We start from the raw sequence: 20,343 nt of genomic DNA, 5'->3' as shown, positions 1-20,343 counted from the left end.
GGGTGCCATCCATATCCAATGCGATCAGCTTGTACATCTCTCACTACCTGAGTCTGGGTGGCCCGCCCGGTGGGGCCAAGGAAGTGGCGAGTGTAGCGAAAATCGGCGGCGGGATCACGGCCGGTTCAGCGATGGGGCCGTGCCGGTTGAGCTATTTGTGTCCCTCGTAAGGGGTCATCTCCAGGGTTTCATCATGGATGGTCAGACGGGTAGGGCCTCGGGTGATGGTAACTTTGCGTTTGAAGCTGGCCATCTCGACCTCGATGCCGGAGTAGAGGTGCTGGGTGGCAATGACCTCCATCTGAGCCATCAAGTTTCGCAGCTCTTCCTGGTTGGCGGTGAGCTGCTCATCGAGCTGGGCCAGTTCGGCCAGCTGATGGTTCCGGATCGGTTTGAGCTTGCGCAGGGTATCCGGATTGCGCTTGTCGCCGGGCAGTTGCAGCAACTTCATGACCAGCTCCTTGATTTTCTCCAGCTGGGCCTGACACGTCTGCTGGCGCAGCTTGAGCTGGTGTTCCTGCTCCTTGTGGGTGAAGTAGCCGCCGAGGATCTGCAGCCGGGTATGGTTGGCGGCCTCGGCCCCCAGGCTGGGGGCCATGATCAGGCGATTGGCAATGCTGGTGCCCCCCAGCAGTGTGCCTTTGCGCATGTTGCTATCGCCCACCTTGATATCTTGTCCGCTGCGGGAGTAGCAGTGGCTGAGCTGGCTCTGGATCTGGATATCCCCCCCCGCTTCCAGCTGGGCATACTGGGCGTAGCTGGCGTGGATCTCCCCTTGCGCATTGAGCTGGCAAAGGTATTCCCCCTGCTCGTTGCGGCGGCCAATGATGCCGTGGCGTACCGTGATGCTGCCCCCTGCCTCGATCCAGCCCCCTTCGATAAAGCCGCCAATCACGATGTCACCGCTGACCCGGATCTTCATACCCGGGTTGACGTCGCCGCTGACGATTAAGCCCCCTTCAAAATCAATGTGACCGTGGCGGGCATCCACCTGTTTGACGCTGAGCACCTCGTCCACTTTCATGCCCGCTTTCTCCTGACAGGGCAGGCCAGCCCGACCGGCAATCAGCAGGTCGGGATCGTCGGGGGAGATGAAGGTGCCCTCGCCAGCACTCATCGGGCTGTCTTTGCCATCTTTGGCGGGCAGATCCTGACCGGTCACGGTAAAACCGGGCACCCCGACGGTGGCCGGATGGCGGCGCATCAGCGGAGCGCCGGCCTTGACGGTGACGATGGAGCCGAGATCCCGCAGGTCGACCTTGCCATGCCCCAGCTCCTGCGGTTTGAGGATCCGTTCGGCCGGGGTCTCCACCAGCCGCTCATAGCGAGTGTCCTGACCATTGACGGCTGGCTGGCCGTTGGCAATCACCAGCTTGAGCTGACTGCCGGGGGCGGCCTCCTTGGCTGACTGGATGGCAGCGGTGAGCAGTTGCTCACTCACCCCCTTTTTGATTTCGCTGATGGCGATCGCCTCTTTCAGCTGTTCCAGCGTCACATACTTGCCCCCCCAGTCGGCAGTGATCTGGGCGATGGCGCTCATGCGATCCTTCTCCACTATTACGGCGAGTCGGGCATCCTGGCGCTTGCCGATGGGGATGGGGTTGGCAGGGACGGGGGCGGCAGGGTTGGTGAGCAGGGTATTGAGCAGGCTGATGGCCTGTTTGATCCCCTCGGGCAGCGGCTGATAGCGGCGACAGTTGGAAGCGAGCAGCAGAGCCTGCACATCCTGTTCCGTGACAGGTTTGGTGAGACCGGCGGCAATCCGCAGGCAGACCAGTTCCATATCGCTTGATAGCAGCAACCACTCTTTGCTTAACACCGCATCTCCTTGCTGGATGAGAACGGAGCGATCGGCTCGCTCCTTTACTGTCATTTAATCTCTCAATGATTAATAAAGCGAGTCACCAACCCTGAGAGTGGGCAGTATTCAGATATTTCCTCTGAATGGTCAATGAATTGAAGTCAAATCGGTGATGGCGGCCGGATAAATATGGGTGCTGTTTGGCAATGGCGTGAAAAGGCGGATCGCAGCGCCAGCAACATAGGGTCGCTGGCAGGGGCGGTAGTTATCAGCTGCGCTGGGCTGTTCTGGCCAGGGTGAGGTAATCGCCGAGTACCGGCTCACCCAGCATATGGCGGCGCAACATGTCGAGGGCGGCAAAGGCGAGGATCTTGCGGCGGCTCTCCGGGTCGGGGTGGCTGACCTTGACCGTCTGACCGATGTGCATGCCATCGGCACAGAGCAGCAGTGGTACACCCTCAGTGCCCTCGCGACCTATGGTCAGTTGCAGGCCCGCATCGGCTGTAGGCAGTTGTGCCAGCTCATCGGCCAGTTGCGTGCTGAAGTTGGCCTCCAGCCGGGGATGGCCGTGACAAAGCGCCAGCAGGGCGCCGCCACTCTCTCCCTCCAGTAGAGCCAGCGGTTTGCCTTGCAGCAACGCCAGGATCTGCTGCGCCGGTTCCGTATCTCCGCTGCCAACCAGCCAGGGGTGGATCGTATCCAGCAGTCGGCGCTCTGCACTCTCCATGTCAGCGGTACTGGCGCCGTGGCCGATCAGTTTCAGCTCGATAAGAGGCATGGAGGAGCGGTAACCCAGCTCGATGCTGGCTGGCCAGGGTTCGGCATCCAGCATATCGCTGAGCGCCGACTCCGAGACACCGAAGGTGTAAAAGCGACGCAGCTCGGTATCGATCTGCGCACCGGCCAGCTGTTTGAGGCGCGGCAGAATTTGCTCGCGCACCATCTGTTTGAACTCGAACGGCACGCCCGGGGTGAAGAAGAGCTGGCTCTGGCCACTTCGCACCACAAAGCCGCAGGCGGTGCCGACCGGGTTGTCGAGGATCTCGCACCACTGTGGCAGCCATGCCTGTTTGGCATTGCTTTGTGCCATGGGGCGGCCACGGCTGGCGTAGCGCGTTTCGATGGTAGCGAGCCAGTCGGGGAAGAGGGTGAGCGGTTGGTCAAAGGTTTCAGCTGCCGCCTGAGCTGTCAGGTCGTCGGCAGTGGGCCCGAGCCCGCCACACACCAGCACCACCTCGGCGCGGCTGGCACTCTCTTGCAGCACCGTTTTCAGGTCGGCGAGGTTGTCCCCCACCGTCAGACGACGGCGCACCTGCCAGCCCTGATCCAGCAGCAGAGCGCTGAGCCAGGCCGCGTTGGTATCCACCACCAGACCCGTCACTATTTCGTCTCCGGTACTGATGATCTCGATACGCATGGCAGGCTCCTTGGATTAAACGGGTGGCAACGGTTGGCCTCGGGCCAACACAATCAGGCTTTGTTGTGCTCGAAGTAGTAGCTGATCCGGGTACGCGGATTGAGGTACTCGAACACGGCGGGCGGCAGCCGTTTGGGGTGGATCACCTTGGCGATCGACAGTTCGGCTTGCTGCAGGTCGATGATGGCGGCTTCCTGACGGGGAATGCGCGGATCGTAGACCAGCACCGAGGGGTAGAGCAGGCGGGAAGCGTTGACCGACATTACCAGCCCCACCTGACCATTGGAGAGTTGTACCACGCTGCCGGGGGGATAGATCCCCATCAACCGGATCAGCATGCTGAGGTACTCCGGATTGAACTGCGCCTTGCGCTGCTTGTAGAGGCCACTCAGGGCCGAGTAGGGCACCTTGGCCTGCATGTGGCAGAGGTTATCGTACTCGTTGATCAGTGACACCATCTGGGTCAGCGGATCGAGCTGGCCACCCTTGAGCCCTTCCGGCCCGCTGCCATCGAGATATTCGTGGTGATGGAGCACGATCCCCTTCGCCTCGGCCGGGAAATCCTTGGCCAGATTGAGCAGATCCAGCCCGTAGCGCGGGTGCTGGGCCATCAGGTTCTGCTCCGGCTTGGTTAGCGGCTCGGTCTTGCGCAGGATCTGGCTCGGGATCTTCAGCTTGCCGATATCGTGGAACAGCGCCCCCATGCCGACTTGACGGATCTCGTCGGCCGTCATGCAGCACTCCTTGGCCAGCAGCATGCTGAGCACGCTCACATTGAGGGAGTGGAAGTAGAGGTTGTTGCCATCCTCGCTGTCGGAGACCAGATGGAGCACCATCTCGTCCACCGAGAGCAGCTGTTCTGTCATGGCGTTGACCAGCTCCTGCGCCTCGCCGATGGCATTGAGGGGGCGGGACTGGATCTTGCTCATCACGCTGCGCACCTGCGCCAGCGACTGCTGGAACTGCTTCTCGCACTGCTGCAGGTTGCGGCGATAGAGTTGCAACTGCTCGATACGGCGATCCTTCTCCTGCTGCATCTGGGCCTGGCGCTGGGCTGCGTCTGCGCTCTCTTGTTGCTGAGGCTGTACCTGATTGAGGGGCTTGGGCGGAACGTCGCTCTTGTCGGGAATGATGGTGACCAGTTTCAGGCCGAGACGGCGGATCAGCTCGATCTCTTCTTCACTTTTGATCTTGAAGCTGGAAAACAGGAACGGGTGTTCGCGCCACCCCAGTGGCAGGGATACATAGTTGCCGACTTGCAGTCGATCTACGGAAATCTTGATACCGGTCATTATCTTGGAAGCAGGAGACACACTGAGCCGTATGCTAGTCAAAGGCGGGGGTGAATACAAAAGGTATCTGATGACAGGGCAGGAGCTTTATTATAGGCTTCTGGATGTCCAGACATATTTACTGATGCAGTACAGGGAGTAAGCATGCCGATCAAGATCCCGGATCAGTTACCCGCCGCCGAAGTGCTGGGGCAGGAGAACATCTTCGTGATGACGGAATCCCGGGCCGTCACCCAGAACATCCGTCCGCTGCGGGTGCTCATCCTCAACCTGATGCCAAAGAAGATTGAGACCGAGATCCAGCTGATGCGGATGCTCTCCAACTCGCCGCTGCAGGTGGATGTGGATCTGCTGCGCATCGATGACAGGGAGTCAAAGAACACGCCGCAGGCCCATCTGGAGAACTTCTATCACGATTTCGAGCAGGTGCGTGGCAACAACTACGACGGCATGATCATCACAGGGGCGCCGCTCGGGCTGGTGGAGTTCGAAGAGGTGGTCTACTGGCCGCGCATCGTCGAGATCATCGAGTGGTCCCATCAGCATGTCACCTCCACCCTGTTCCTCTGCTGGGCGGTGCAGGCGGCGCTGAAAGCCTTGTATGGCATGGAGAAACAGACCCACGGCGAGAAGCTCTCCGGGGTTTACCGCCACCATCGCCTCGATGAGCACGAGCCGTTGCTGCGCGGTTTCGATGATGAGTTCGTCGCCCCGCACTCCCGTTACGCGGCGTTTGATGGCGATCTGATCCGTGCCCAGACCGACTTGCAGATTTTTGCCGAGTCAGAAGAGGCGGGAGTCTATCTGGCGGCGACCAAGGATTGTCGTCAGGTGTTTGTCACCGGGCACCCGGAGTACGATGCTTTGACGCTGGACGGGGAGTATCAGCGGGATCTGGCGGCAGGGATCGAACCGGCCATTCCGGTCAACTACTACCCGAATAACGATCCGGGCAAGACCCCGCGCGCCAGCTGGCGCAGCCACGGTCATCTGCTGTTTGCCAACTGGCTCAACTACTACGTTTATCAGCTCACCAGCTATCGGGTGGAAGATATCGGCAAGGTCTTTACCTACGACCAGGGAGGCAAGTAGTCAGTCGCCCTGCGCCAGCCGCTCGGCCAGCTGGTCGAGCCATTGGCGGTGGCAGGCCAGGGTAAACGCCTTGGGTCTGTGGGCCTTGATGGCGGCCATCGCCTCTTGCTGTGGCTGGCCGAGGGTCATCAGCAGCGCGGCGGCGACCAGACCGGTACGACCGCTGCCCCCTTTGCAGTGGATGACCAGATGTTTGCCATCCCCCAGCAGCTCGCGCAGCTGTGGCAGCGCCTGTTGCCAGGCCGCCTCGAAGTCGGTGTCGGGGGCCAGGTCATCCTCGATGGGCAGATGGAACCAGCGCATCCCTTCGTGTTCGACCTGCTGGCCGAGCTGCGCCAGTTCGAGTCGGATCAACTCGGCGCTTGTCATCAGGGTCACCACCCCGTGGGCACCGGCCAACCGCAGTTGATCGAGCGCCAGGGTCAGCGGCACCTGCTGGGTGCCGGGGCAGGGGGTCAGCAGCAGCTGACCGTCGACACGGGGAACCTCAAGGCTCCAGAAGGGGTGATACGGGTGCATGGCGGATCCTCGCGTGGTGGCCGCAGGGCTGCGGCCGGTGAATGGCGCCAAGGATAGGCGGGGCAGGGGGGATGTCAATGGCCGTTGTGTTTGCCCCGGTTTACGGGCAGAGTCTAAAAAATTGAGCGGTTCAAGGAGTTAAGATGAGAAACCTGGATCAACTGGATTTGGATATCCTGGCCCATCTGTTTCGGGATGCGGGCATGACCAACAAGGATCTGGCCGCGCTGGTGGGCGTTGCCCCCTCCACCTGTCTGGAGCGGGTGCGCAAGTTGCAGCAGGATGGCGTGCTCAAGGGGGCGCACTGCGAAGTGGATTATCAGGCCCTCGGTGGTCACATTCAGGCCATGGTCTCCCTGCAGCTGGCCCGCCATAGCCGCCAGATCATCGATGCCTTCCGCGATGCCATTCTGGCGCTGCCCGAAGTGATCAGCCTGTTCCACATGGGCGGCAAGGATGATTTTCTGGTGCACCTGTGTGTCTCCGACACCGAGCACCTGCGCAACTTCGTCTTCGATCACTTCACCTCCCGCGAAGAGGTGGTGCACCTCGAAACCTCGCTGGTATTCGAGCACAAGTTCAGCCGCTCCCTGCCCTGCTTTCCCCAGCCATAACGGCCTGTAGGCCGACGGTATGGATAGATGGAAAAAACCGCCTGCTGGCGGTTTTTTCCATTCTGCTATCGGCTGAATCAGCACAGTTGGCTCAATTGGCGGCGGTGCGTTCATCCTTGGCCGTCTGATAGAGACTCTTTTGATAGGCCATGCTGCCCCACAGGGCAAGACCAAGCGCATCTTCCTTCAAGGCGTCCGGCTGCGCCGCCAGGGTCAGCTTCTCGCTGGCACCATCGTAGACATAGCCTTCTGCCGCGCGCTCCGGTTGCAGTATCACCACATCCTTGCCGCGCATCAGGGCGAAGTTCTTGTCGTACTGCATGATGGCGCGCCCCGGCCAGTCGGCGGGCATGCGGGTCAGATCCTTGCCGAGCATGGGGTAGTCGGCACTGATCCCCATCAGTGAGAGCAGGGTCGGCGCCATGTCGATCTGGCTGACGACGCGCGGATCCTTCCTCGGCGCAATGCCGTCGCCCACGATAACCCCCGGAATATGGAAGCGGGGGATGGGTACCAGACTGGCGCCACCGACCCGGCTGTCGTGATCGGCGATGACCAGGAACAGGGTGTCCTTCCAGTATTCGGACTGTTTCGCCCTCTTGAAGAATTCGCCGATGGCGTAATCCGCATACTTGGCCGCGTTGTTGCGGGTCTGTTTGGGTTGCTCGAAGAGTTCGATGCGGTTGTCCGGGAATTCGAACGGATCGTGGTTGCTGGAGCTGAACACCAGACTGAAGAAGGGTTTGCCCTCTTTGTGCAGCGCCTTGAAGGTCTCGTCGGCCTTGGCCATCAGATCCTCATCGGAGGCGCCCCAGGAGCCCTTGAACACCGGATTGTCGAAATCCTTCTGCTCGACGATGGTGGTGAAGCCGTTGCCGAGGAAAAAGCTGCGCATGTTGTCGAAGTGACTCTCGCCGCCGTAAATAAAGCTGGTGTCGTAACCCCGCTGTTTGAGCAGGTCCGCGATGGTGAAGAAGTTGGTCTGGCTCTTGCCGAGTTTTACCACCGACTGTGCCGGGGTCGGCGTGAAGCCGGTCAGTACTGCCTCGATACCGCGCACCGAGCGGGTGCCGGTGGCGTAGAGCTGCTCGAAGGCCCAGCCCTGCTGCGACAGGGCGTCGATGTTGGGGGTAAGCGGCAGGCCGCCGAGGGAGCCGACAAACTGGGCGCCCAGGCTCTCCTGCAGCAGGATCACCAGATTCTTCGGTTTACCCTGGAAGCTCGCCTGGTTGAAGGTCTGGCTGGGCAGCAGATCGGAGTTGAAATCACTGGCCGGACGGCCACTCTCCTTACGCATGACCTCGAGCACCTTCTGAGGGGTCATCTCACCGTAAAACTGGCCGGCATCCTCCTCGGCACCCATCTGTTTGATGGCAAAGAAGAGGGAGTAGGCGGAGTTGACGGTGAGCGAGTTGACCAGCGGATCCTCGGCAAAGGCGACCATGGCCGGGTTCAGGGCGCGGTGGCCGAGACTGGAGCGGGCACCGAGAAAACCTATGGCCAGAATGAGCAGGGCGAAGGCCGGACGCAGATACCAGCGGGGGAAGCTGAGGCCACGTACCAGACGGCCGCTCAGCCACCAACCGCCGGTCAGCACGGCGCCACTGAAGAGTAACGCCAGCAGCAGCTCGGCTTTGCGGCCTGCCCACAGCATGGCGAACACCTCTTTCGGATAGATGAGGTACTCCACATAGAGACGGTTGGGACGCACGCCATATTCGGTGACGAACGAGGGGGTGGAGATCTCGAGGAACAGCATCAGCCAGAGTCCGACTGTCAGCCAGACGCGCATCAGTTGCAGCCAGCCCCGGCCGATGGCATGGGGGCCTGCCAGCAGCAGAGTGAGCATGGCGGGGACACCCCAGACCCAGCAGAGGGTCGCAAAGTCGACCCGGATCCCTTGCAGCAGCATCTCCTGCCAACCGGCCACGGCATCCACCCGTTCCAGTTGCCAGAGACAGAGGGCGATTCGGCTGAAAGAGAGAGAAAAAAGCGCGAGCGCGCAGAAGACGGCGAAGGGCCAGAACGGGCCGAGTCGCTGTTTTAGATTTGTCATGTTTGTTCCTGAATGAGACTCTAAACGTCTGTCCACAGACGTTTTTTTAGTTGTTGTGAGGTTATGACAGATCGAATTGGTTAAGGTTGCATTCAAGTTTGTTAAAAGTCGGCATTAACACATTTATCATCCAGAAGTGTGATGTCACGCCACTAATGAGCACAGCATAATCTGCTGGGTAAAATGTGAGCCACAGCGTGTATGGATGGGGAGCTGGTGTTTATAATTGCCGCGAATTATCTCAATCGGAGCCGAAGGGATGCCGGTCTTTATCGATGTCGAGTATGTGCGGGGATGGCGCCTGTTTCTGGTGTTATCGGATGGCACCACGGGGGTGCTGGATCTGACCCCCTGGCGAACCCAGCCGCTGTTTGCAAAGCTGGAGAGCGAGCGTCATTGCGCTCGGGTCTTCATCAACCGTCACCACCAGCTGGAGTGGCCTGTTGGCTGCACGCTATCCGCCCATGAGGTCTATCACCTCATCTCTCCCATCGATGAGCGGGAAGCCTTCAGCTAATCCCCATTTTTTGTGAGCCAACGCCAGATTCCTGTTGCTGGAATGTTTGCCCGTTTGCCTTTCTGAGCCAACTTGGGTAAAACCTGCGCAACATTTTGCCAACTTGCCTTCGCTTCACCTGACAGAGGCTTGCCGCTTTCGCGCCGCAGGCCTTTTTTGCGGCCTGATGGCAAACCTTTCCCTTGCTGAAAGGTTTGGTTGGTTGAATGAAAATAACAAAACAAACAAATACATAAGGAAAATGTATGGCTTGTCATATGCGCACACCCCTTGCCCTGCTGGTTGGTGGGCTCGCCTGTCACGGCGCTGCCGGTCAGGAACCGGTGCAACAGCTGGATCCCATGGTGGTGGTGGCAACTCGCCCGGCCAGCACACTTGAAGTGACGCTGGATCCCAAGAAGCCCGGTTCCCCCATGCCCGCTGCCGACGGCGCCGGTTATCTGAAGAATGTCTCCGGGATGAGCATGGTGCGCAAAGGGGGGCTCGGTGGCGATCCCGTGCTGCGGGGGATGGGGATGTCACGCCTCAACGTGCAGATGGATGGCGGCATGCTGGCCGGTGGCTGTGGCGGCCGGATGGACCCGCCCACGGCCTATGTGTTCCCCCAATCCTTTGACCGGATCCGGGTGCTGAAGGGGCCGCAATCCCTCGAGCAGGGTGCCACCCTGGCGGGAACCGTGCTGTTCGAGCGGGACAGACCCGAGTTCACCGCGCCGGGTCTCAAGGCCGATGCCTCGGCCCTTTATGGCAGCTTTGGCCGTGATGATCAGATGGTGGATATGACGGCGGGCTCGACCGATGGTTATCTGCGCGGCCAGTTTACCCACTCCGACAGCAACGATTACCGCGATGGTCACGGTAACAAGGTGCGATCTTTCTATCGCCGCGAGAATGGCACCGCCCAGCTGGGCTGGACGCCGGGGGAGCACACCTGGCTGGAACTCACCGCCGAGCGTAGCAATGCCCGTGCCGCCTATGCGGACCGCACCATGGATGGCCCCATGTTTGATCGCGAATCCTTCGGGCTGAAGCTCAAGCAGGAGCAGATCACCACTCACTGGCAGCGCAGCGAGCTGACCCTGTGGGACAACTACATCGACCACATCATGGACAACTTCAGCCTGCGGCAAAACAGCGGCATGAAGATGCTCTCCAACCCGGATCGCCGCAATACCGGCGGGCGCTGGGCCAACGATATCGCCCTGCCTGCCGACTGGCTGCTGACCGCCGGGCTAGATAGCAACCGGGATCAGCATCGCAGTCGGAGTGGGGTCGACTATGCCACCAAGGATCGCCAGCGCACCCTGCGTTTCGAGCAGCAGGGCGGCTTCGCCGAACTGGGTCGTCAGCAGGGGGCTCACAGCTACAAGGGCGGTTACCGTCAGGATAGGGTAGAGACCACCCGCTATGGCGCCGGTGAACAGACCCTCTACAGCGATACCCTGAGTCTTAACAGCGGGTTTGGCCGCTACGAATATCAGTGGTCGCCACGCTGGTCCAGCTATCTGGCCTGGGGGCAGGCAGAGCGGGCGCCGGATTACTGGGAGCGCAGCAAGGACAGCACTCCGTTCACCCTCAACCCGGAGCGCAGTCGCCAGTGGGATGTTGGTTTGGCCCTGCGCAGTCGCGAGCTGGATCTGACCCTCTCCCTCTTTAGCGCCGACATCAAGGACTACCTGCTCTACAACAGCAAGTCGAACAAGGTGCGCAATATCGATGCCCAGACCCGGGGTGGCGAGTTGGAAGGGCGCTGGCAGTTTGCCGAGCAGTGGCGTCTCGATGGTGGTTTGGCGGTGGTCTACGGCGAAAACCAGAGCGACAACAAGCCGCTGGCCCAGATGCCGCCGCTTGATGGCAAGTTGGCGTTGGGCTGGCAGCCGGACGAGGCGCTGAGCTTTACCCTGCTGGGGCGCGCGGTGGCGGCGCAGGATCGGGTAGATCTCTGGTCCGGTACCGTTGCGGGTCAGGATCAGGGCGAGACTCCGGGCTTCTTCACCATGAACCTGAGCGGCGCCTGGCAGTTTGCCAAGGGGTGGCAACTCTCGGCCGGGGTAGACAACCTGTTCGACACCTTCTACTACGAGCACCTCTCCAAGTCGGTGCACAGCAGTCAGGCCGGGCTGGGCTACGAGCAGAGCGGCCGCATCCCCGAGCCGGGCCGTTCCTACTGGCTCTCGCTCAACTACCGTTTTGCCTCGGCAGGGGTGCTCTAACCAGTTGAGTCAGATAACGTTTTCAGTCACAGACACCGCTGTGTGAGCATCGCTATCATGGTGAAAAACAGGCGTATCAGACGCCTGCTCTCACAGCGGGAACATAACAATGAAACAGGTAACGTTACGCTATGGCGGCCTGCTCGGGGCCGCCCTGTTACTTGCGGCTTGCGGCGGCAGCGGTAGTTCAGGTGGGGAGAGTTCTCCCCCCGTCGTCAATCCGCCGGTCACCCACCCTCCGGTCGCCACGGCCAGTCGTGCTTGCTATGGCGACGATCAACTCGCCTGCAACCTGCGCATCTATCAGGTAATGGTGGAGTCGTTTGCCGATGGTGACGGCAGTGCCAACTACGGCGTCGGCTATGGCCCCTCCCAGCACAACGGCGATCTGCAGGGGATCATCGACAGTCTCGACCACATCAAGAGTCTCAACGTCAACGCCATCTGGCTCACCCCGGTGTTCGACTCCTGCGCGGGGCAAGGCGGTGATAACAAGCTCGATGCCACCGGCTACTTCGCCTGCGACTTTTTCACCGTGGATCCCAACTTTGGCAGCAATGCCAAGCTCAAACAGCTGGTGGATGCAGCGCATCAGCGCGGCCTCTACGTCTTCCTCGACGGGGTGTTTGGCCACGTCAACAAGGTGGGGGTAAGCAAGCCCTCGCCAAAGGGGCGTCTGCCAGCCCTAATCAGCGGCGGTGCGGGTTATCCCGGCCAGCTGGTGGATTACAGCAAGCCGGAGAGCCTCGCCTACTTCAAGGAGGTGGCCCGCTATTGGGTCGAGCAGTACGGCATCGACGGCTGGCGCCTCGATCAGGCCTATCAGCTTGGGCTGGATGATTGGCGCGCCATTCGCAGCGAGGTGGAGCAGGCCAGCGCAGCGCGCAAGGCCGCCGGGCAGCAGTGGGGCACCCTCGGCTACATGGTGGGCGAGGTGTGGAAGGGGGCTGACGATATTCGCGCTCAGGCTTATGGCAGCAGCGACAATCCGGCGCTCTCCTCGGCCTTTGACTTCCCGTTGCGCTACGGCATCGTGCAGGCGCTGGCGGTGGAGGAGTCTGGCAAGGGCGGGCAGGGGGCCAGCGTGCTCGATGCCAGCTGGAACAAGGTGGAGAACTACCCGAATCACGCCATGCCGAACCTGATGCTGGGCAACCACGATCTGGTGCGTTTTGGCGATCTGCTGGAGCGGGGCAACTTCAAGTCGACCGAGTACTGGCAGCGCCACAAGGCGGCCTTCAGCTTTATGGCGGCTCGCTCCGGCCCCATCACCTTCTACTATGGCGAGGAGTTTGGCGACGAGGTGCCGGGCTTTGCCGCCAAGGTTGGTGGTGACTGCGCAGCGCAGGGCTTGTGCGACGACCATGTGGCCCGCAGCGATGGCAAGGTGCCCGCTGTCACCGGTTTTGTGCCGGGTAGCGAACAGGTCGAGCTGAAAGAGTGGCTCGCCCAGCTGCTGGCGATGCGTGCCGCGCATCCCGCTCTCTATCAGGGAGAGCGAGTCAAACTGGTGGCCGAGGGCAGTCTCTATGGTGACATCAAGCAGACGGCAGGCGAACAGATAGTCTACCTGCTCAACCTCTCCACCACGGCGCTCAGCTACAACCTGCCGGCGGGCAAGCTGCGCAGCGGTAGCGCGCTGGTGGATCTGCAAAGCGGCGAGAGTCTGGCCATCGGCGGTAGCAGCGTGACGGTGGAGATACCGCCTTTGAGCGGGCGTTTCCTGCGTCTGCAATAAGTCAGACACAGCACGCTTTGATATGAGAGAGGGCCCCTTCGCGGGGCCCTCTCTGTCATTGTGGGTGACAAAGTTATGGTGTTTATACGGTGCTCTGGCCCCGGTTTTCCAGCCGCTGGCGGAAGGCGCGGGCCAGTCGCTCGTAGAGATCCTGCGCCTCCTTGTCTTCGATATCGCCGCGGATCCAGGGGTTATCGACGATCTCCAGCAGCACGCAGTCGCGCCCTTGCTGGCGCAAATCGAGCCCGTAGAGGCCATTGCCGAGCTGATGCACTGCGCGGCGGGCGGTCTGCAGTACCCGCTCCGGCACCTCGTTGAGCGGCAGCGCCTCGATGCGGCTCATGTCGAGGGGGTGCTTGCGGCGGCGAATGCGGTTGCCGGGTTCGGGCCGGTAGCGGCGGCAGGCGAACAGCGGCGAGCCGTCGAGAAAGCCGATGCGCCAGTCAAACTCGGCGGGGATCCGGCTCTGCACCAGCAGCAGGGCGGAGCGGCCCAGCCCCTCGTCCAGCAGCCGGGCCAGCTGCTGCTCGTCGCTGGCCATGGCGAGATCGCGCCCCTGTGCCCCGTCGGGCACCTTCACCATCAGCGGCAGGCCGAGCCGCTGCACCAGCTCATCCACATGGTGGCGGCCGCGGCGGGTCACCACCATGGTGGGCGGCATGGGCACGCCGCTGCGCACCATCAGCTCGTAGAGATAGAGTTTGTTGCTGCAGGCGAGGATGGCGCGGGAGCTGTCGATCACCGGCATCTTGAGCTGTTCGGCACGGTGGGCAAATTCGAAGGTGTAGTGGCCGACTGCGGTTTCGGCACGCAGCCAGAGGGTGTCGAACTCCGGCAGCCGCTCGATGGCTGACGGTGGCAGGATCTCGGCCCGGATGCCCTGGGCGGCGGCAGCCCGGATAAAGCGCTCCAGCGCCAGCCCGTCACTGCTGGCACGGCCATCATCGGGGTCGACCAGAATGGCGAGCTGGTAGAGCGGCGCCGCTTGCTCCTCATCACCGGTGCCCACCAGCGCTTGGGCGTGGTGCAGCATCAACTCTTTCTCGCTTGGGCTCAGCTCCAGCTGCGACAGGCTCTGCTGCTGGCGCACGGACCAGCCGTGGCGGCCGCGCTTGAGGGTCAGCTCCTGCAGCGGCAACTGGCTGAGGCCATAGTAGTAGCGGGCCAGCCCCGCCAGCTCGCTCTGTTCACACTGGCCGAAGATGGCGCGCACTCTAATTCGATCCTCGCTCTGCTGGGCCAGCCACCCTTGTGCCTTGCGCCACAGCTTGGCCGGTGGCTGCTGGGGTTGCAGTCGGCTGATGGCTTGCAGACCAGGCAGGCAGTGGTGGCCGCGGGCCTGGGCCAGCAGCGAGCAGTAGTAGCCTGCGCTCAGGTGCTCCAGATTGCGGCAGAGGTTGATGATGCGGGGTCTGCCGCCGGTGGTCGGCACGCCATGTTGCAGATAGGTGCGGGCGGTCAGCAGATAATCGGCATGGCAAGGCCAGTCGCCCAGCTCTTCGACGATGACATAGGTACTCATATTTTCGGCTCCACAGATCAGACTGCCTGAACAGGCAGGATCCCCAGTGGGCTTCGATGCACCGACAAGCACGACAATGGCGCGAGGGGAAACAAGAGGTTACAGTGCCTAATATGACGCCTTGGTAACTTGTGATACAAGTCGCATTTTTGGTGCTGAGGATAAATAACCGAACAAGGACTCCCCGTGTTGACCGTACGTGCGGCCCGAACTGATGATCTGGGCGCCATCGTTAATCTGGAACGCTACTGTTTTCCTCCCGAAGTCGCCTTTGGCCGCAGCCGCTGGCACTATCTGCTGGCCCACGCCAAGGGGCGCACCCTGTTGCTGCTGGATGAGAAGCATCAGCTGATGGGCTATCTCTGCCTGCTGGAGCACAGAGGCTGGGATCGGCTGGTCATTCAGGCGCTGGCCATCCGCTGGACGGTGCGCCGTCTGGGCTGGGCCCGCCGCCTGCTGGAGCAGGTGATCCACGAGGGCAAGGCCGCTGGCTGGGGGGCGATCCGGCTGGAGGTGGCGGATGCCAACGAAGAGGCGCTGGCGCTCTATCAGGGATTGGGATTTCGTCCCCAGCAGCGGCTGGCGGACTACTATGGCCGCGACCAGCACGCCCACCGACTGGTGCTGCCGCTGGTGAGCGACGAGGAGCGTGAGCGGCGCAGAGTGGCTCGCACTCAGGCGCGCAAGCCCTCTTCACGGGCTAACTGATCATGTTGAACGAGCAGAATCGAGGAGCAGGATGAGCTGCGACAACTGCCTTGCCACCGCCATCAGGGCCAAGCTGGGGCGCTGCCCGGTCTGTGCCATCCAGACCTTCATCATTGGTCTGAGTGGCTGGCTGGTCTGGTGGGGGTGCGGCGCCGATACCTCGGTCAACGCCCTCACCGGCCTGCTGTTTGCGCTGGGTGGCTCGGGCCTGTTGCTGCTCCATCTGGTGGTATTTGTCTGGCGCAAGGCGACCGGACGTGAATTGAGCGATGAATGAATCTTAATAGATTCAAACAGATAAATAACAATATCGGTGTAGATATGGAGGTTCAGATGATTGCAATGGTAACGGGCGCCTCGTCCGGTTTTGGTGAAGCCATCAGCCGCCAGCTGGTGCAGGCGGGGTACAAGGTGATCGGTACCGGTCGCCGTGCCGAGCGGCTGGCTGCGCTGGCTGACGAGCTGGGCGAGCAGTTCCTGCCGCTGGCATTCGACGTGCAGGACAAGGCGGCCACCCGCGCCGCCATCGCCGGCCTGCCAGCCGCCTGGAACGAGGTGGATCTGCTGGTCAACAACGCCGGTCTGGCGCTGGGGCTGGAGCCGGCCCACAAGGCGGATCTGGAAGATTGGGAGCAGATGATCGCGACCAACATCAGCGGTCTGACCCTGCTCACCCGATTGCTGCTGCCGGGCATGGTGGCGCGCAATCGCGGCCACGTCATCAACATCGGCTCCATCGCCGGCACCTACCCCTATCCGGGCGGCAACGTCTACGGCGCCACCAAGGCGTTCGTGAAGCAGTTCAGCCTCAACCTGCGCGCCGATCTGGCGGGCACCGCCATCCGCGTCACCAACGTGGAGCCGGGCCTGTGTGGCGGCACCGAGTTCTCCAACGTGCGCTTCCATGGTGACGATGCCAAGGCGGCCTCCGTCTATCAGGGGGTGGAGGCGATCCAGCCGGAAGATATCGCCAATACCGTGCTCTGGGTGAGCCAGCAACCGGCCCACGTCAACATCAACAGCATCGAGATCATGCCGGTGGCGCAGACCTTCGGCCCGCTCAATATCAGCCGTCGCTGATCGCTGCATTGGTTGAAACAAAGAGGCTCCCGTGGGAGCCTCTTTGCGTTGGCGAGCCGGTCACAGGCTCATGATCTTCTTGAACTCCTCCGGCGAATACTTCTTCTCGCTGCGCTTGGTGAGATCCGTCATCAGCTTGTAGCGCAGCGTTTTGGCCATCTGATAGGTCTGCTCCAACTGGCCATAGGAGTAGTCGGCGGCCAGCCCGATGGCGGTAGCCTTGTCGCTGGTATAGGTCTGCTTGAGGCTCTGGTCGAGCAATGCCACCTCCTTGTAAAGCTTGCTGCTCTCCTTGCTCCAGACGCCGCGCAGCAGCGGCAGGTACTTGTCCGGATCGGTGCTGGCCAGCGCGGTCAGGCTGCGGAACTGCCAGTAGGCGGAATCATCGGAGTAGCTGTCGCTACCGGTGCGATAGGGCAGGGGGTAGGATTCCAGCGCGTTGTAGAGCGGCACCATCACTGATTCGGCCAGCACGCCATAGCTCTGCCAGATTAGCCCCTGCAGCTCTTTGGGCATCTCCTTGCGCAGCTGGATGACGTGGGATTCCAGCTGGCGATCGACGCGGATCGGCCGCTCCGCCTTGCCCGCGAGCGGCGTACCGTCATAGGTGGCGCTCAGCAGTCTGGCCACGTCCGGCACGGCGATGGGGGCATCCGGCTTCATAAAGAGCGGATATTGTGCCTGCCGGGTCGCCTGTTTGTGGGAGGCGGTCAGCATGTTCTGGCCGAGCCACTCCCGATCCACGTTGTAGGGATCGGCAATCACCCCGAACGCTTTGGCGAAGTTGAAATCTTTCGGGTCGGCGTTATCCAGCAGTTTGTGTGCGCGTACAAATTCCAGCAGCTTGGGCGAGTGCAGCACATCGGCGCTGTCGAGATTGACGCCATGGATGCGCAGGCCGTTGGCCACCATGGCGTAGCTGTCGTCCGGCACCCGCACCGCGATCCAGTGGTGGCCGGAGCCAATCTCCATCAGCCAGGCCTCGTTCACATCCGCCAGATAGAGGCTGTTGCCCTCACCGGCACCATATTGCTCCACATAGCGGCCGAGCAGCTCGACCCCCTCTTTGGCCGTCTTGGCCTGCGGCAGGATCAGGGTCGGGATGATGGCTTCAATCACTCCCTTCTCGATCAGCGGATCGGCTTTTTGGGCCTTGTCGTTGACCTCGGCACTGGTGGTGGCCGAGATGGCGACGTTGAACTCGTTGATGCCGCGCTCCTCATAATATTTGCCTGCCGGGTCGCTGGTTGTGGCATCCCAGTCGTGGATGGCGGAGTAGGCGAAAAATGCTTTGGGCATCGGCACTTCCAGCCCGTTGCCCAGTTTCCAGAGTTTGCCCTCATTTTGCTGCGCGGGCCGGAAGGCGAGGTACTTGTTCCAGTTGTTGACGCCAAAATCCTCGTTTCTGGCGATCATTACGCTGCCGTCCAAGCTGGCTCCCTTGCCGACGATGAGGCCGGTACAGGCGTCGGCACTGGTGCCAAGCAGGGTGAGCAGGGTGGCGGAGAGAAGACTCAAGGTGTGTTTTTTCATAGGTGTACCCGAAGGGTTGTGGTGAGTGAGAGTCAGACGAGGGGATGAGGTGTGGGGAGGCTGCAACTCCGAACTGGCAGCGGAGTGAGCACGGCAGATTGGTCTGCCTGTTATTGGTTTTTCGAACAGATCATCCATGACACGGCTGGCTGGTTGTGATGTGCGCCAAAATTGTATTCCCGAGTGGTTGTTTATTTTGTGATCGAGCTGCGGTTCCTGACTTTTCTCTGGCGTCGTGGTACGCGGACGGCGAAATGTGCCAAAACAGCGTGAACTGGCAGCAGATGAGTCATGATTCTGACGCCAGTTTGCGTGGGGGACGTGGTGAGATCCGCCATATCTCTGGATCTCGCACTATCTGACAAGTTGGCCTGTAACTTGCTGGTTTAATTGATAATGGTGGGGCCTGACGCCCCATGTGACCGGATCAGCCTGTGCCCATTGCCGCAGATGCGCACTGAATTGGAGCCCCCATGGATATCAAACCCTACAGCCAGCAGCTTGCCCAGAGCGCATCCAACAACCGCGCCCTCGCTACCCTCAACAGTGCCAGTAGCGGCGGTCAGGGCGGTGGCTGGGAGGAGATGGTCAGCCTCTCCACCCAGCGCATGACCGGTCAGGCCCAGCAGGTGCTGACCTACGAACATCTGGCCAAGAACAACAAGTTGCCACCGGCGCTGGATATGAGCTCCGACAAGGGGGGCGTGGTGCAGCAGCTGGTGGACAAGGCGCTTGGTTTCGATCGCAAGAAGTTCAACGAGATCGAAGAGAAGCTCAAGACCATCGCCGATAACAAGAAGCTGACGCCGGAAGAGCGTGCGGAGCAGAGCAAGCCGCTCAACGAGCAGAAAGATGCGATGCTGAAAGAGGCAATGGATCGCCTGACCGGCAAGAAGAGCTCATCCAAAGATGAGGCCAAAACCGCCTGATCCCGTCACTGTTGTGAGAGATGCCCGGTCGGCACAGATGGGCCAGTGTCGACCGCCGATGGGCAAGCTTCTGCCACCTCTTTTGACCTCACCTCCCCACAAGCGCACAATGTCCGCGCATTGAGCCAGTCGAGGAGTCCGCCGTGTACAACTTCCAATATGCCAATCCGACCCGCATCTGTTTCGGCGAGGGGCAGATCGCCAGCCTGCCCGAACTGATCCCGCCCGGCAGCCGGCTGCTGGTGCTCTACGGCGGAGGCAGTATCAAGCAAAACGGCGTCTATGAGCAGCTGACCCGGGCGCTGGAGGGGGTGACGTGGCAGGAGTTCTCCGGCATCGGCGCCAACCCCAGATTCGAGCTGTTGATGGAGGCGGTGGCGCAGGTGAAACGCGAGCGCATCGACTTCCTGCTGGCGGTCGGTGGCGGCTCGGTAGTCGATGGCACCAAGTTTGTTGCGGCGGCGGCCTGCTACGAGGGGGATGATCCCTGGGATATCTGCGGTAAACAGGCGAGTGTGCACAAGGCGCTGCCGATGGGCTGTGTGCTGACCCTGCCAGCCACCGGCTCCGAGAGCAATCCCACTTCGGTGGTGAGCCGCGGGGATGTGAAGATCTCCTTCAGAAGCCCGCTGGTGCAGCCGCAATTTGCGGTGCTCGATCCGGCGACCACCTACAGTTTGCCGCCGCGCCAGACCGGTAACGGAGTGGTGGATGCCTTCGTCCATATCGCCGAGCAGTACCTCACCTTCCCGGTGGGAGGCGAGGTACAGGATCGGCTGGCGGAAGGTTTGCTGCAGGTGCTGGTGGAGAACGGCCCCAGGGCGCTGGTGGAGCCGACCAACTATCAGGTGCGGGCCAATCTGATGTGGGCCGCCAGTCTGGCGCTCAACGGGCTTATCGGTTGCGGAGTGCCGCAGGATTGGGCCTCTCACGCTATCGGCCATCAGCTGACGGCGCTCTACGGGCTGGATCATGGCCAGAGTCTGGCGGTGGTGCTCCCCTCACTGCTGCGTGAGCGGGCGAGCCAGAAGCAGGACAAGCTGGCTCAGTTTGCCGAACGGGTGTGGCATTCGACCCGCGAGGACAAGGCCCTGCGCATCGAAGAGGCGATCATCCGTACCGAGCAGTTCTTCCAGAAGATGGGATTGGGTACCCGGCTGGCTGACTATGGCCTCAGCGAAAGTTGCATTCCGGCGGTCTGCTCCAATCTCAAGCGGGTGGGGCGCACCGCGCTCGGTGAGCAGCAGGATATCGACCCGGATCGGGTGGCACGCATTCTCGCCCGCGCGCTATAAGCCGGCGCCGGTTTGTG

At 61.4% G+C, this 20,343-nt stretch carries 18 protein-coding genes; 10 read left to right on the top strand and 8 right to left on the bottom strand.

Annotation, left to right across the window (positions count from 1 at the left end):
- Positions 1 to 151: 151 nt before the first annotated feature.
- From AB5Y85_RS17200 to AB5Y85_RS17190, 3 genes are all read right to left on the bottom strand, one after another.
- On the bottom strand, positions 152 to 1,819 hold the full coding sequence (locus AB5Y85_RS17200; protein ID WP_199416210.1) for a FapA family protein: 1,668 nt from the start codon (positions 1,817 to 1,819) through the stop codon (positions 152 to 154).
- Between the two features lie 250 nt (positions 1,820 to 2,069).
- The gene (locus AB5Y85_RS17195; RefSeq protein WP_257686711.1) at positions 2,070 to 3,218 is read right to left on the bottom strand and encodes a CinA family nicotinamide mononucleotide deamidase-related protein; all 1,149 of its coding nucleotides are present in this window, start codon (positions 3,216 to 3,218) and stop codon (positions 2,070 to 2,072) included.
- A 53-nt stretch (positions 3,219 to 3,271) separates the two neighbouring features.
- The gene (locus AB5Y85_RS17190) at positions 3,272 to 4,510 is read right to left on the bottom strand and encodes a DUF3391 domain-containing protein (protein WP_005336014.1); all 1,239 of its coding nucleotides are present in this window, start codon (positions 4,508 to 4,510) and stop codon (positions 3,272 to 3,274) included.
- A 144-nt stretch (positions 4,511 to 4,654) separates the two neighbouring features.
- Here AB5Y85_RS17190 and metA point away from each other — a divergent pair, with 144 nt between their 5' ends.
- Positions 4,655 to 5,602 carry a homoserine O-succinyltransferase gene (gene metA / locus AB5Y85_RS17185; protein WP_199416194.1) on the top strand — a complete coding sequence of 316 codons (948 nt, stop codon included), beginning with the start codon at positions 4,655 to 4,657 and terminating at the stop codon, positions 5,600 to 5,602.
- Here the strand turns inward: metA and AB5Y85_RS17180 are convergent, their stop codons facing one another.
- Positions 5,603 to 6,121, bottom strand: coding sequence for a cyclin-dependent kinase inhibitor 3 family protein (locus AB5Y85_RS17180; RefSeq protein WP_040067125.1), 519 nt, complete (start codon positions 6,119 to 6,121; stop codon positions 5,603 to 5,605). It lies immediately after the preceding gene.
- 143 nt (positions 6,122 to 6,264) lie between these two features.
- On the opposite strand from AB5Y85_RS17180, the gene AB5Y85_RS17175 reads away from it, so the two are divergent.
- Positions 6,265 to 6,735 (top strand): Lrp/AsnC family transcriptional regulator, encoded by a 471-nt coding sequence (locus AB5Y85_RS17175; protein ID WP_005336001.1) that lies wholly within the window; start codon positions 6,265 to 6,267, stop codon positions 6,733 to 6,735.
- 91 nt (positions 6,736 to 6,826) lie between these two features.
- On the opposite strand, the gene AB5Y85_RS17170 is transcribed toward AB5Y85_RS17175, so the two are convergent.
- Positions 6,827 to 8,791, bottom strand: coding sequence for an LTA synthase family protein (locus tag AB5Y85_RS17170; RefSeq protein ID WP_257686712.1), 1,965 nt, complete (start codon positions 8,789 to 8,791; stop codon positions 6,827 to 6,829).
- A 259-nt stretch (positions 8,792 to 9,050) separates the two neighbouring features.
- Between AB5Y85_RS17170 and AB5Y85_RS17165 the strand changes: the two genes are divergently transcribed.
- A complete protein-coding gene (locus tag AB5Y85_RS17165; protein WP_005335997.1) occupies positions 9,051 to 9,308 on the top strand; it encodes a DUF2442 domain-containing protein in 258 nt (85 codons plus the stop codon).
- Here the strand turns inward: AB5Y85_RS17165 and AB5Y85_RS17160 are convergent.
- Positions 9,305 to 9,565, bottom strand: a complete 261-nt coding sequence (locus AB5Y85_RS17160; protein ID WP_127006022.1) for a hypothetical protein — start codon at positions 9,563 to 9,565, stop codon at positions 9,305 to 9,307. The two genes, AB5Y85_RS17165 and AB5Y85_RS17160, sit on opposite strands and share 4 nt — an antisense overlap.
- Here AB5Y85_RS17160 and AB5Y85_RS17155 point away from each other — a divergent pair.
- Together AB5Y85_RS17155 and AB5Y85_RS17150 are read left to right on the top strand one after the other, a co-directional pair.
- Positions 9,554 to 11,521: a TonB-dependent copper receptor gene (locus AB5Y85_RS17155; protein ID WP_257686713.1), complete on the top strand. Its 1,968-nt coding sequence runs from the start codon at positions 9,554 to 9,556 to the stop codon at positions 11,519 to 11,521. The genes AB5Y85_RS17160 and AB5Y85_RS17155 overlap by 12 nt on opposite strands.
- 109 nt (positions 11,522 to 11,630) lie before the next feature.
- Positions 11,631 to 13,259 carry an alpha-amylase family protein gene (locus AB5Y85_RS17150; RefSeq protein WP_257686714.1) on the top strand — a complete coding sequence of 543 codons (1,629 nt, stop codon included), beginning with the start codon at positions 11,631 to 11,633 and terminating at the stop codon, positions 13,257 to 13,259.
- Positions 13,260 to 13,341: 82 nt separating this feature from the next.
- Here AB5Y85_RS17150 and AB5Y85_RS17145 read toward each other — a convergent pair whose 3' ends face one another.
- A complete protein-coding gene (locus tag AB5Y85_RS17145; protein ID WP_257686715.1) occupies positions 13,342 to 14,781 on the bottom strand; it encodes a RimK family protein in 1,440 nt (479 codons plus the stop codon).
- 186 nt (positions 14,782 to 14,967) lie between these two features.
- On the opposite strand from AB5Y85_RS17145, the gene AB5Y85_RS17140 reads away from it, so the two are divergent.
- The 3 genes from AB5Y85_RS17140 to AB5Y85_RS17130 are packed head-to-tail and all read left to right on the top strand — an operon-like array spanning position 14,968 to position 16,569.
- Positions 14,968 to 15,489, top strand: a complete 522-nt coding sequence (locus AB5Y85_RS17140; protein WP_167574337.1) for a GNAT family N-acetyltransferase — start codon at positions 14,968 to 14,970, stop codon at positions 15,487 to 15,489.
- Between the two features lie 31 nt (positions 15,490 to 15,520).
- Positions 15,521 to 15,766, top strand: coding sequence for a DUF3624 domain-containing protein (locus tag AB5Y85_RS17135; protein ID WP_257686716.1), 246 nt, complete (start codon positions 15,521 to 15,523; stop codon positions 15,764 to 15,766).
- A 56-nt stretch (positions 15,767 to 15,822) separates the two neighbouring features.
- Positions 15,823 to 16,569: an SDR family oxidoreductase gene (locus tag AB5Y85_RS17130; protein ID WP_167574336.1), complete on the top strand. Its 747-nt coding sequence runs from the start codon at positions 15,823 to 15,825 to the stop codon at positions 16,567 to 16,569.
- 60 nt (positions 16,570 to 16,629) lie between these two features.
- Here the strand turns inward: AB5Y85_RS17130 and AB5Y85_RS17125 are convergent, their stop codons facing one another.
- A complete protein-coding gene (locus tag AB5Y85_RS17125; RefSeq protein WP_257686717.1) occupies positions 16,630 to 18,102 on the bottom strand; it encodes a C69 family dipeptidase in 1,473 nt (490 codons plus the stop codon).
- Positions 18,103 to 18,575: 473 nt separating this feature from the next.
- Between AB5Y85_RS17125 and AB5Y85_RS17120 the strand changes: the two genes are divergently transcribed.
- Complete coding sequence (locus AB5Y85_RS17120) at positions 18,576 to 19,031, top strand: hypothetical protein (protein WP_181222615.1); 456 nt, start codon at positions 18,576 to 18,578, stop codon at positions 19,029 to 19,031.
- Positions 19,032 to 19,174: 143 nt separating this feature from the next.
- Positions 19,175 to 20,326, top strand: coding sequence for an iron-containing alcohol dehydrogenase (locus AB5Y85_RS17115; RefSeq protein ID WP_257686718.1), 1,152 nt, complete (start codon positions 19,175 to 19,177; stop codon positions 20,324 to 20,326).
- Positions 20,327 to 20,343 lie beyond the last annotated feature (17 nt).

The organism is Aeromonas sp. R3-1 (genome assembly GCF_040908345.1).
GTDB lineage: Bacteria > Pseudomonadota > Gammaproteobacteria > Enterobacterales > Aeromonadaceae > Aeromonas > Aeromonas veronii.
Note: the sequence above shows the minus strand (reverse complement) of the source record. Positions and strands in the feature narration are given on the sequence as shown.